The organism is Enterobacter cloacae complex sp. HYC033_NIDB (genome assembly GCF_056673335.1).
In genome coordinates this window covers 2,597,304-2,609,091 of record NZ_CP115123.1, presented here as the reverse complement: position 1 = coordinate 2,609,091, position 11,788 = coordinate 2,597,304, and the positions used below count along the sequence as shown (strand labels likewise).

Genomic DNA, 11,788 nt, shown 5'->3' with positions numbered 1-11,788 from the left:
CTTAACGACCCGCGGTCCACTCCTGGGTGGTGAGCGCGGTGAGCACATGGTCCCGCCACTCGCCGTCAATCAGCAGATAATCTTTGGCATAGCCCTCTTTCTCAAACCCCAGGCGGGCCAGCAGATCGCCGCTGCGCTTATTGTGCGGCATGTAGTTGGCCATAATGCGATGGATATGTTGCGTGCGCTGCATGTAGCGAATCGCCGCCGTCAGCGCCTCAAACATGAGCCCCTGCCCCTGCCATTTCTGACCGATGGAATACCCGAGGTAACAGGCGTGAAACGACCCGCGTACCACGTTTGAAAAATTGGCAATGCCAACGATCTCTTTCTCTTCCGGATCGAGAAGCGCGAAATAAAACGCACTTCCCTGTTTATGAAATTCCGCAATCATACTGAGGCGCGCCTGCCAGCCAGAGGGGTAGCAGTGGCTCTCGTCCCGAACGGGTTCCCAGGGTTTTAAAAACTGGCGATTCTCGGCGTAATAATCCGCCAGACGCCAGGCATCACGCTCATGCACCAGACGAACGACCAGCCTGTCCGTCGTCAGACGCACTTTTGGCACATTACTGCGATAGCCAAACATCGTTACCACTCCTTCCCGTCGCTTCTGCTCTGCCTGTTAGCTTTACTATACCTGCGCCTGTGCCTTCTGTGAAAACAGTGACATACCATTTTGATCGCTTTTCACATTTTTCGATGAGAACTCTCTATCAAAGCACCTTTTTGATAAAAAAATATTGTCGCCAGCGGGTATGGGAAAAAGCCCGGCGACACCGCAGAATGTTAGCGTGCTCACCTTTTATTTTCCCTGGAGGGAAAATGTCCCGCGTATCACAGGCCAGGAGCCTGGGTAAATATTTCCTGCTCGTCGATAACATGCTGGTCGTGCTCGGCTTTTTTGTCGTTTTTCCGCTTATATCGATTCGTTTTGTCGATCAAATGGGCTGGGCGGCATTGATGGTCGGGATCGCGCTGGGTCTACGCCAGTTTGTACAACAGGGTCTGGGCGTGTTTGGCGGCGCAATAGCCGACCGCTTCGGCGCGAAACCGATGATCGTCACCGGCATGCTGTTACGTGCGGCGGGATTCGCCACCATGGCAATCGCTCATGAACCCTGGCTGCTGTGGTTCTCCTGTTTCCTTTCCGGGATTGGCGGCACCCTTTTCGACCCACCGCGTACCGCGCTGGTGGTTAAGCTTATCCGTCCGCAACACCGGGGGCGCTTCTTTTCGATTTTGATGATGCAGGACAGCGCTGGCGCGGTGGTGGGCGCCCTGCTGGGAAGCTGGCTGCTGCAATACGATTTCCGCCTGGTCTGCGCCACCGGCGCGGTGTTGTTTATTCTCTGCGCGCTGTTTAACGGTCTGTTTCTGCCCGCGTGGAAGCTGTCAACGGTGAAAGCACCTGTGCGGGAAGGGCTTGACCGCGTGCTGAGCGATAAACGCTTCGTCACCTATGTGTTAACCCTGACCGGCTACTACATGCTCGCCGTGCAGGTCATGCTGATGCTGCCCATTATGGTTAACGATATTGCCGGCACGCCGGCGGCAGTGAAATGGATGTATGCCATTGAGGCCTGCCTCTCACTGACGCTGCTTTATCCGATTGCCCGCTGGAGCGAGCGCCGTTTCCGGCTTGAGCACCGTCTGATGGCCGGGCTGTTGCTGATGACGCTGAGCATGATGCCCATCGGCCTGGTGAGTTCGCTTCAGCAGCTGTTTATGCTGATCTGCACCTTCTATATTGGCTCAATCATTGCCGAGCCAGCCCGTGAAACGCTAAGTGCGTCACTTGCCGACGCCCGCGCCCGGGGCAGCTACATGGGCTTCAGCCGTCTCGGACTGGCGCTTGGCGGCGCACTGGGTTACACCGGTGGCGGCTGGCTGTTTGATGCCGGAAAAGCGCTCCATCAGCCGGAGCTGCCGTGGGTCATGCTCGGCATGGTCGGCTTTATGACGCTGATTGCCCTCTGGTGGCAGTTCAGTGATAAACGCAGCACCCGCGGGATGCTGGAGCCTGGCGCCTGACCCCTTTCACTATCAGTTTTTTCTGCTGGTTTCTGTTGGATCACCCTGACATACTGGCGTATCAGGACAGATGCGCCGATTTTATGTTGAGGAACGCCATGAAAAAGATCGTTATTGCCGCTGCGTTAATTGTCAGTGGTCTGCTGGTGGGATGTAACCAGCTTACGCAGTACACCGTCAGTGAGCAGGAAATTAATCAGGCGCTGGAAAAACATAATAACTTTTCAAAAGATATCGGCGTGCCCGGCCTTGCGGATGCGCATATCGTCCTGACGAATCTCGCCAGCCAGATTGGGCGCGAGGAGCCTAACAAAGTCACCCTTTCCGGCGATGCCAGCCTCGATATGACCTCGCTCTTCGGCAATCAGAAAGCGGATATCAAGCTGAAGCTCAAGGCACTGCCGGTCTTTAATAAAGAGAAAGGGGCCATTTTCCTGCAAGAGATGGAAATCGTCGATGCAGTTGTGACGCCGGATAAAATGAAACCGGTGCTGCAAACGCTGATGCCGTATCTCAACCAGTCGTTGCAGAACTACTTTAACCAACAGCCTGCCTATGTTCTGAGCGAAGACAAGAGCAAAGGCGAATCCCTGGCGAAAAAATATGCTAAAGGGATAGAGGTGAAGCCGGGTGAAATCATCATTCCTTTCACCGACTAAACACTCCGGGCGCTCAGGCGCCCGTTTTTTTTAACGGAATAGTGTGCAAACGAAAACGTTTCCGCTTATGATTTGTGTCCGGCAAAAACAGCCCTCTTATGACTGATCTCTTTCAAGCCGGAGCTTCCATGACTGTACAATCCCAGGTTCTCAAAATCCGCCGCCCAGACGACTGGCATATCCATCTTCGTGATGGCGACATGCTGAAAACCGTCGTGCCGTATACCAGCGAAATTTATGGCCGTGCGATTGTTATGCCTAACCTGGTTCCGCCAGTCACTACCGTCGAGGCCGCGATTGCCTATCGCCAGCGTATCCTTGACGCCGTTCCGGCCGGACACGATTTTACCCCATTGATGACCTGCTACCTGACGGACTCGCTGGATCCGAATGAAGTTGAGCGCGGGTTTAACGAAGGTGTATTCACCGCCGCGAAGCTCTACCCGGCGAATGCCACCACCAACTCCAGCCATGGGGTGACCAGCATTGACGCCATCATGCCCGTTCTGGAGCGTATGCAAAAACTGGGCATGCCGCTGCTGGTGCACGGGGAAGTGACCCACGCTGACATTGATATTTTCGATCGCGAAGCACGTTTTATCGAAACGGTCATGGAGCCGCTGCGCCAGCGTCTTCCGGGGCTGAAAGTGGTGTTTGAACACATTACGACTAAAGATGCCGCAGAGTATGTCCGGGATGGAAACGAGCTGATTGCCGCCACCATCACCCCGCAGCACCTGATGTTTAACCGTAACCACATGCTGGTGGGCGGCGTTCGTCCACATCTGTATTGTCTGCCGATCCTCAAGCGCAACATCCACCAGCAGGCGCTACGTGAGCTGGTCGCCAGCGGCTTTCCACGCGCGTTCCTCGGCACGGATTCCGCCCCACATGCCCGTCACCGTAAAGAGGCGAGCTGCGGCTGTGCAGGCTGTTTTAACGCCCCGACCGCCCTGGCAAGTTACGCAACCGTGTTTGAAGAGATGAATGCGTTAGACCATTTCGAAGCCTTCTGCTCCCTTAACGGCCCGCGCTTCTACGGTCTGCCGGTCAATGACACGTTCATTGAGCTTGAGCGCAAAGAAAGCCAGGTTGAAGCGTCGATTGCGCTCACCGACGATACGCTGATCCCCTTCCTGGCCGGTGAAACCGTAAACTGGACGGTAAAACGCTAAAAAAATCGCGCCCCCTGTTGTCAAAGCGATAATATGACTGTATAAATAAACAGTATATTACACAGGGGGGCATTTATGCGTATCGAAGTCACCATAGCCAAATCCACCGTCCTGCCTGCTGGCGCACTCGACGCTCTGGCGGGTGAACTATCCCGACGTATTAACAGCACTTTTCCAGAAAACGATGGCGCCGTAACGGTACGTTATGCGACAGCAAACCATCTTTCCGTCATCGGCGGCGCGAAAGAAGACAAAGAACGCATCAGCGAAATTTTGCAGGAAACATGGGAAAGCGCCGACGATTGGTTCATCACTGATTAAAATTTGCTCCCTCATTGTGTTTTTTTGCCGGGTCGCCCCGGCTTTTTTTCGTTTCGTCTCCCGAAAGTTCAAAATATTTCAGCATCTTCTTAGAAAATCGTGAACAAGATGGCGTTTTATTGTTCGAACAATCCTAAAAAGCAGAAAAATGTGTTGCTACCCGTTTATTTTTTCCTTCTGAACCCTTATTAATTGATATACTGAAATTGCTTTCAGAAAAACATGCATTGAACCTCAAAGTCGTTGTCTTCTAACACGCATTAAGGGGGTTATAATGGAAAAGAATAGTGAAGTCATCCAGACCCATCCGCTTGTTGGCTGGGATATCAGCACCGTAGACAGCTACGATGCGCTGATGCTGCGTTTGCACTACCAGACCCCAAATCAGCAAAACCGTGACGAAGCGGAAGTTGGACAGACGCTGTGGCTTACAACAGACGTCGCCCGTCAGTTTATCTCTATTTTAGAAGCAGGCATCGCAAAAATAGAATCTGGCGACTATCAGGAAAATGAGTATAAACGGCATTGACCTTATGCCCCTTTTCACTCAACAGGCACCCTCGCGGTGCCTTATTTATTTCGTTCTTGTATAAGCCCACATAGTTAATTACTCTGCTAACAAAGCGTTAGTAAAGAGAAGCCTATGAAATACGATTTAATCATTATCGGAAGCGGCTCCGTAGGATCTGCCGCCGGTTATTACGCCACGCAGGCGGGTCTGAATGTGCTGATGATTGACGCCCATCTTCCTCCCCACTCTGAAGGAAGCCATCACGGCGATACCCGTCTGATCCGTCACGCTTACGGCGAAGGTGAACGCTATGTACCGCTGGTGCTTCGGGCTCAGACGCTGTGGGATGAGCTGGCCGCACTCACCGAAGAACGCATTTTTGAGCGCACCGGGGTCATTAACCTGGGACCAGCCAACTCCACGTTTCTGGCGACCGTCGAGGAGAGCGCGAAAGCCTACCGCCTGGACGTCGAGCGTCTGGATGCGAACGGCATCATGGCGCGCTGGCCGGAAATTTCTGTCCCTGACGACTACATTGGGTTGTTTGAAGCCAACTCTGGCGTACTGCACAGCGAAACGGCCATTAAGACCTGGATTGATCTCGCCGCCAAAGCGGGCTGCGCGCAGTTGTTTAACTGTCCGGTCACGGGCATCACCCACCATGCAGAGGGTTCAACCGTCACCACGTCTGAAGGTGAATATACCGCCACGCGTCTGCTGGTGAGTGCGGGAACGTGGGTGACGAAACTGCTGCCGGACCTGCCCATCCAGCCGGTGCGAAAAGTCTTCTCCTGGTTCCAGTCTGACGGGCGGTACAGCAGTCAGAACAAATTCCCGGCGTTTACAGGCGAGTTACCCAATGGCGACCAGTTCTACGGTTTTCCCTCGGAAAAAGACGCGCTCAAGATTGGCAAACATAACGGCGGGCAGGTAATTTCCTCTGCGGAAGAACGCAAGCCGTACGGCGCTTATCCGCAGGATGGTTCCGAAGCCTTCATGTTCCTGCGTAATATCCTGCCGGGCGTAGGCGGGTTGCTTTACGGCGCAGCGTGCACCTACGACAACACCCCGGATGAAGATTTTATCATCGACACCCTGCCGGGACACGACAACACCCTGCTCATAACCGGGCTCAGCGGTCACGGGTTTAAATTTGCCTCGGTGTTAGGTGAAATCGCCGCCCAGTTTGCTCAGGGGATCGCGCCTTCGTTTGATCTCAAGCCCTTCGCGCTCTCGCGCTTTGACCGATAATACCTCTACAGGCTCCGAATAACCGGGGCCTGTTTAGCGAGAGGGGCATGATGCGCAGACTGGTAAATTACCTTATCAATAACATCCGCGAGCATTTCATGCTCTACATTGCTCTTTGGTCGCTGCTGGCGATCATTGACGTTATCTATATTGTATTCTTCTGAAAGTTCTTGCTGACGTTTATTGACACTCCTTTAAACTTATTTAACTTATATTTTTTAAAAAACGTCACCTCAAATTTATTGAACGAAGCGATTGAAATACATTGAGGAAACATATTCAAATTCGCTGAAATAAATTAAATAAAATACATTATTCATTTTTTTCAGTTGCATTATTTATTTAATCCGTCCATTTTTATTGCTCAGTCATTTGAGAACGGAAATTCATATGCAATGGCGTAACTCCTCCCGTCGCTACGGAATAATATCCATGTGTTTACACTGGCTATTTGCACTTGCCGTTTATGCCATGTTTGGTCTCGGCCTGTGGATGGTGACATTAAGCTATTATGACGGTTGGTATCATCAGGCCCCCGAATTGCACAAAAGCATTGGGGTTCTGCTGATGATGGGTCTGGTTTTTCGCGTGATCTGGCGACATATCTCTCCGCCCCCTCCAGCGCCCAAAAGCCATGGCCGACTTACCCGCATAAGCGCTGTTGGCGCGCATATCGCACTCTATGCCCTGCTTTTCGCCATTCTGATCAGCGGCTATCTCATTTCCACCGCAGACGGTAAACCGATCAGCGTGTTTGGGCTTTTTGACGTCCCAGCCACGCTGGCTGACGCCGGTTCACAGGCTGACACCGCAGGTGTGGTTCATCTGTGGCTGGCATGGAGCGTAGTAATCCTTTCTGTCCTGCATGGCCTTGCGGCCCTGAAACACCACTTTATTGATAAAGACGATACGCTGAAGCGCATGCTTGGCCGTTCGTCAGTTGACTCTGGAGCATAAAATGAAAAAACGCCTGTTGGGTATCGCATTAGGTTCGCTGCTATTTACCACCGGTTCGGCCCTGGCCGCCGACTATAAAATTGATAAAGAGGGCCAGCATGCCTTCGTCAATTTCCGTATTCAGCATCTGGGTTACAGCTGGTTATATGGCACGTTCAATGATTTCGATGGCACATTTACCTTCGACGAGAAAAACCCTGCTGCCGATAAAGTGAACGTCACCATTAATACCAACAGCGTCGACACTAATCACGCCGAGCGTGATAAACATCTGCGCAGCGCTGAATTCCTGAACGTGGGCAAATTCCCGCAAGCTACTTTCGCGTCGACAGAGGTGAAGAAAGACGGTGATAAACTCGCTATTACCGGTAATCTGACGCTGAACGGCGTAACAAAACCGGTCACACTGGATGCGAAATTAATTGGACAGGGCGACGATCCATGGGGCGGAAAACGTGCTGGCTTTGAAGCCGCAGGCAAAATTCATCTGAAAGATTTTAATATCACCACGGATTTAGGCCCGGCATCGCAGGATGTAGAGCTGATTATTTCGGTGGAAGGCGTTCAGCAGAAGTCATAAAACAGGCCCGGCAGGCTTGCGAGCCGCCGGGCATTGTTTTACTCCGGGTCCGGAATACCCAGTTTGGTATTCAGTCGGCCCCGGGATTTATTAAAGATCTTATTCCCGTTCTCGCGTCCGGCACGGCGACGACGTTGCTCTTCTTCAGGCAACATACTCTCTTCACTGCACAGCTCGCTACAGCAGCCGTTAAACTTCTCGGCACATGCAGGGCACTGAATAAACAGCAGATGACACCCGTCGTTTTTGCAGTTGGTATGCGTATCGCACGGCGTACCGCACTGGTGGCAGTGCGCGATCACATCCTCTGAAATTCGCTCGCCCATACGCTCATCAAACACAAAGTTTTTACCGATAAAACGCACCGGTAAACCCTGCTCACGGGCGCGGCGGGCATATTCAATGATCCCACCCTCAATGTGCCAGACTTTATTAAATCCGTTGTGCTTCATCCAGGCGCTGGCTTTTTCACAGCGGATTCCCCCGGTGCAGTACATTACGATCTTTTTGTCTTTATGCTCCTGCATCATCTCAACCGCTTTTGGCAGTTGCTCGCGGAAGGTGTCGGCAGGAATTTCCATCGCATTCTCGAAGTGCCCCACTTCATATTCGTAGTGGTTACGCATATCGATGAAAACCGCATCCGGATCGTCGAGCATCGCGTTCACTTCAGCGGCCTTGAGGTACTCCCCCACATTAGCGGCATTGAAGCTCGGATCGTCAATGCCATCCGCCACAATACGCTCGCGCACCTTCATGCGCAGCACCCAGAATGATTTACCGTCATCATCCAGCGCAATGTTCAGGCGTAAGCCGTTAAGCGCCGGATCAAACCCGTAAAGGAGGTCGCGGAAGGCGCTAACCTTGCTTTCCGGCACGCTGATCTGCGCGTTAATCCCCTCACGCGCCAGATAGACGCGACCAAACACGTTCAGGGCGGTGAAAGCCTGGTAAAGTGCATCGCGGGTCGCCTGGGGATCGTTGATGGTGAAATACTTATAGAAAGAGATCGTTGTGCGCGGTTCGGTTTCGGCCAACATACGCGCTTTCAACATCTCATTCGAAACGCGGTTGTGTAACACTGGCATGGTGTACAAGTCCTGCAATCGTTGAGAAATAAAAATCGGTCGGCATGATATAGCAAACAAAGACAATTTACATCCACACAATTTACGCTACATTTCAGTCAACCTGATTAATCAGACTTAACATTTGCATATTCTTTCATGTTTCGATGACAGACATTTTGGCTATGCCTTAAAAAATGAGACAATAGCCTTTCAGGACGTTAGAACACAGGACAGACATGACCCAGTTACCGAAATTTACTGCCGCGCTTTTGCATCCCCGCTATTGGTTAACATGGTCAGGCATTGGCTTGTTGTGGCTAATTGTACAGCTGCCTTATCCCGTCATTTTCCGCATGGGTAAAGGACTGGGCCGCATTGCTCAGCAGTTTATGAAGCGTCGCGCCAGGATCGCGTATCGTAACCTTGAGCTTTGTTTTCCTCAGATGAGTGAATCTGAGCGCCACGACATGGTGGTTAAAAACTTCGAATCTGTCGGCATGGGGCTGATGGAGACCGGTATGGCCTGGTTCTGGTCGGATAAACGTATGGCGCGCTGGACGGAAGTGGCCGGGACCGGCATGGAGCCGGTGCATACTCTTCAGGCCAACCAGACTGGCGTCCTGCTGATTGGCGTTCATTTCCTGACGCTCGAAATTGGCGCGCGCATGTTCGGCATGCAGGCGCCGGGTATAGGCGTTTATCGTCCTAACGATAATCCGGTGATCGATTTGATCCAGACCAACGGACGCATGCGCTCCAATAAAAGCATGATCGATCGCAAAGACCTGAAAGGGATGATCCGCGCCCTGAAAGCAGGTGAAGTGGTCTGGTATGCCCCGGATCATGACTATGGCCCGCAATCCAGCGTGTTTGTCCCGTTCTTTGCGGTGGAAGATGCAGCGACGACCACCGGGACCTGGATGCTGGCGCGGATGTCCAAAGCGGCTATCGTGCCGTTTGTGCCGCGCCGTAAACCAGACGGTTCAGGCTATCAGCTCATCATGCTGGAGCCGGAACTCGCGCCACCGCTGATTGATGCAGAAACCACCGCCCGCTGGATGAACGGCGTTGTCGAGAAATGCATTATGCTCGCGCCGGAGCAGTACATGTGGCTGCATCGCCGCTTTAAAACCCGGCCTCAGGGCGTCCCTTCCCGGTATTAACCTGCGTGCGGCCTTCCGGGCCGCATGTTGTTTTAGCTTTAAAAGCTCCCCGTCATTGCGGCAATCATACCCCGGGCGCATAATTAGCAGGCTTATTACCTCACTGTTCACGGTGCCCTGCACCTCATTATGCGGATAGTTATGTCCCCCACAGATGCTCCCATAAACTGGAAACGTAACCTGACGGTTGCGTGGCTGGGTTGTTTTCTTACTGGCGCCGCCTTTAGCCTGGTGATGCCCTTCCTGCCCCTCTACGTTGAACAGCTCGGCGTCACCGGACATAGCGCCCTGAATATGTGGTCCGGCCTGGTGTTCAGCATTACGTTCCTGTTCTCCGCCATTGCGTCGCCTTTCTGGGGTGGGCTGGCGGATCGCAAAGGCCGCAAAATTATGCTGCTGCGCTCCGCGCTCGGCATGGCGATCATTATGCTGCTGATGGGGGTGGCGCAGAATGTCTGGCAGTTCCTGATACTACGCGCGCTTCTGGGCCTGCTCGGGGGATTTATCCCTAACGCCAACGCCCTGATCGCCACCCAAATCCCGCGCCAGAAAAGCGGCTGGGCGTTGGGCACGCTATCCACTGGCGGCGTAAGCGGCGCACTGCTGGGCCCACTGGCGGGCGGGCTGCTGGCCGACCACTACGGACTGCGGCCGGTATTCTTCATTACCGCCAGCGTGCTGTTCCTCTGCTTCCTGGTGACGCTTATCTGTATCCGCGAGAATTTCACGCCCGTGGCCAAAAAAGAGATGCTGCACGCCCGGGATGTGCTGGCCTCGCTGAAAAACCCAAAGCTGGTGCTGAGCCTGTTTGTAACCACCATGATTATCCAGGTGGCCACCGGTTCAATCGCGCCTATACTGACGCTCTACGTACGCGACCTGGCGGGAAACGTCAGCAATATCGCCTTTATCAGCGGCTTAATCGCCTCTGTTCCCGGCGTGGCGGCGCTACTGAGCGCGCCGAGGCTCGGCAAGCTGGGAGACCGTATCGGCCCGGAAAAGATCCTGATCTGCGCCCTGATCGTCTCCGTCCTGCTGCTGATCCCCATGGCGTTGGTGCAGTCTCCGTGGCAGCTCGGCGTCCTGCGCTTCCTGCTGGGGGCTGCGGATGGTGCGCTACTCCCGGCTGTACAGACGCTGCTGGTCTATAACTCCACCAACCAGATAGCCGGTCGTATTTTCAGCTATAACCAGTCGTTTCGCGATCTGGGTAACGTCACCGGACCGCTGGTCGGCGCGGGAATTTCGGCCAGCTTCGGTTTCCGGGCAGTCTTTATCGTGACGGCAGGCGTCGTGCTGTTCAACGCCGTTTATTCGTGGCTCAGCTTATCCCGGGCGCTTCGCCCGGCGCGAATAAGACCACATCGTGACGGCTAATTTTCGCATTCATACTTGCAAAATCACATAATCAGCTATTCTTTCCCTGAATACCTTCACGAAAAACAGGGAGACACCAATGACCATGTACGCCACGCTGGAAGAAGCAATTGATGCCGCTCGCGAAGAGTTCCTCGCCGATAATCCCGGCGTTGAGGAAGAAGATGCTGACGTGCAACAACTCAATATCCAAAAATACGTCCTACAGGACGGCGATATTATGTGGCAGGCCGAATTCTTTGCTGATGAAGGTGAAGATGGTGAATGTCTGCCGATACTGAGTGGTGAAGGTGCGCAGGCGGTATTCGACGGCGACTATGACGAAATTGAGTTACGTCAGGAGTGGCTGGAAGAAAATACGCTGCACGAATGGGACGAAGGTGAGTTTCAGCTCGAACCGCCGCTGGATACCGAAGAGGGTCAGGCCGCAGCGGACGAATGGGACGAGCGATAAGTCACCGCTACTCGTAGGGGCCGTGGCTGGCATCGATGGGCAGCAGTAGCGTGTCGAAAATCAGCGAAAACGGCAGATCGAGCACGGTGAGATAGCGCCATGCGGAATCACGGACATCCCACTGTACGCCGGGGTAGTACTGATTCCCGTGGCCCTGCCCGGGGATGGTGCGGCTGATAATGCTGCCGCAGCCGCTGAGCAGGCATGCCATCATGACGACAATGATTACTTTCATTTCT

Annotated in this window: 15 protein-coding genes; 12 read left to right on the top strand and 3 right to left on the bottom strand. The window is 53.4% G+C overall.

Features of this window, described 5'->3' with window-relative positions; all coding sequences use genetic code 11:
- Nucleotide 1: 1 nt before the first annotated feature.
- Nucleotides 2–586, bottom strand: coding sequence for a ribosomal protein S5-alanine N-acetyltransferase (gene rimJ, locus O1721_RS12420; protein ID WP_003858007.1), 585 nt, complete (start codon nucleotides 584–586; stop codon nucleotides 2–4).
- A 236-nt stretch (nucleotides 587–822) separates the two neighbouring features.
- Between rimJ and mdtH the strand changes: the two genes are divergently transcribed.
- The 9 genes from mdtH to O1721_RS12375 all read left to right on the top strand — a co-directional run bounded on the left by mdtH (nucleotide 823) and on the right by O1721_RS12375 (nucleotide 7,485).
- The gene (gene mdtH / locus O1721_RS12415) at nucleotides 823–2,031 is read left to right on the top strand and encodes a multidrug efflux MFS transporter MdtH (protein ID WP_003858008.1); all 1,209 of its coding nucleotides are present in this window, start codon (nucleotides 823–825) and stop codon (nucleotides 2,029–2,031) included.
- 98 nt (nucleotides 2,032–2,129) lie between these two features.
- Nucleotides 2,130–2,690: a lipoprotein gene (locus O1721_RS12410; protein WP_023305855.1), complete on the top strand. Its 561-nt coding sequence runs from the start codon at nucleotides 2,130–2,132 to the stop codon at nucleotides 2,688–2,690.
- A 128-nt stretch (nucleotides 2,691–2,818) separates the two neighbouring features.
- The gene (gene pyrC, locus O1721_RS12405) at nucleotides 2,819–3,865 is read left to right on the top strand and encodes a dihydroorotase (RefSeq protein ID WP_017384740.1); all 1,047 of its coding nucleotides are present in this window, start codon (nucleotides 2,819–2,821) and stop codon (nucleotides 3,863–3,865) included.
- A gap of 75 nt (nucleotides 3,866–3,940) precedes the next feature.
- Nucleotides 3,941–4,186, top strand: a complete 246-nt coding sequence (gene dinI, locus O1721_RS12400) for a DNA damage-inducible protein I (RefSeq protein ID WP_003858011.1) — start codon at nucleotides 3,941–3,943, stop codon at nucleotides 4,184–4,186.
- Nucleotides 4,187–4,460: 274 nt separating this feature from the next.
- On the top strand, nucleotides 4,461–4,715 hold the full coding sequence (gene bssS / locus O1721_RS12395; protein WP_015570838.1) for a biofilm formation regulator BssS: 255 nt from the start codon (nucleotides 4,461–4,463) through the stop codon (nucleotides 4,713–4,715).
- A 114-nt stretch (nucleotides 4,716–4,829) separates the two neighbouring features.
- The gene (solA, locus tag O1721_RS12390) at nucleotides 4,830–5,948 is read left to right on the top strand and encodes an N-methyl-L-tryptophan oxidase (protein ID WP_032647974.1); all 1,119 of its coding nucleotides are present in this window, start codon (nucleotides 4,830–4,832) and stop codon (nucleotides 5,946–5,948) included.
- Between the two features lie 50 nt (nucleotides 5,949–5,998).
- Entirely contained in the window at nucleotides 5,999–6,112 is a 114-nt protein-coding gene (locus O1721_RS12385; protein ID WP_032668750.1) for a YceO family protein, read from the top strand.
- A gap of 226 nt (nucleotides 6,113–6,338) precedes the next feature.
- Nucleotides 6,339–6,905 carry a cytochrome b gene (locus O1721_RS12380; RefSeq protein ID WP_017384743.1) on the top strand — a complete coding sequence of 189 codons (567 nt, stop codon included), beginning with the start codon at nucleotides 6,339–6,341 and terminating at the stop codon, nucleotides 6,903–6,905.
- 1 nt (nucleotide 6,906) lies between these two features.
- Nucleotides 6,907–7,485: a YceI family protein gene (locus O1721_RS12375; RefSeq protein ID WP_022650779.1), complete on the top strand. Its 579-nt coding sequence runs from the start codon at nucleotides 6,907–6,909 to the stop codon at nucleotides 7,483–7,485.
- Between the two features lie 38 nt (nucleotides 7,486–7,523).
- Here O1721_RS12375 and trhO read toward each other — a convergent pair whose 3' ends face one another.
- Nucleotides 7,524–8,573, bottom strand: a complete 1,050-nt coding sequence (gene trhO, locus O1721_RS12370) for an oxygen-dependent tRNA uridine(34) hydroxylase TrhO (protein WP_032647970.1) — start codon at nucleotides 8,571–8,573, stop codon at nucleotides 7,524–7,526.
- Between the two features lie 218 nt (nucleotides 8,574–8,791).
- On the opposite strand from trhO, the gene O1721_RS12365 reads away from it, so the two are divergent.
- From O1721_RS12365 to O1721_RS12355, 3 genes are all read left to right on the top strand, one after another.
- Entirely contained in the window at nucleotides 8,792–9,718 is a 927-nt protein-coding gene (locus tag O1721_RS12365) for a Kdo(2)-lipid IV(A) acyltransferase (RefSeq protein WP_032647968.1), read from the top strand.
- 141 nt (nucleotides 9,719–9,859) lie between these two features.
- Nucleotides 9,860–11,095, top strand: coding sequence for a multidrug efflux MFS transporter MdtG (gene mdtG / locus O1721_RS12360; RefSeq protein ID WP_017693650.1), 1,236 nt, complete (start codon nucleotides 9,860–9,862; stop codon nucleotides 11,093–11,095).
- 79 nt (nucleotides 11,096–11,174) lie between these two features.
- Nucleotides 11,175–11,549 (top strand): MysB family protein, encoded by a 375-nt coding sequence (locus tag O1721_RS12355; RefSeq protein WP_015570844.1) that lies wholly within the window; start codon nucleotides 11,175–11,177, stop codon nucleotides 11,547–11,549.
- 7 nt (nucleotides 11,550–11,556) lie between these two features.
- Here the strand turns inward: O1721_RS12355 and O1721_RS12350 are convergent, their stop codons facing one another.
- Nucleotides 11,557–11,784, bottom strand: a complete 228-nt coding sequence (locus O1721_RS12350) for a YceK/YidQ family lipoprotein (protein WP_003858030.1) — start codon at nucleotides 11,782–11,784, stop codon at nucleotides 11,557–11,559.
- Nucleotides 11,785–11,788 lie beyond the last annotated feature (4 nt).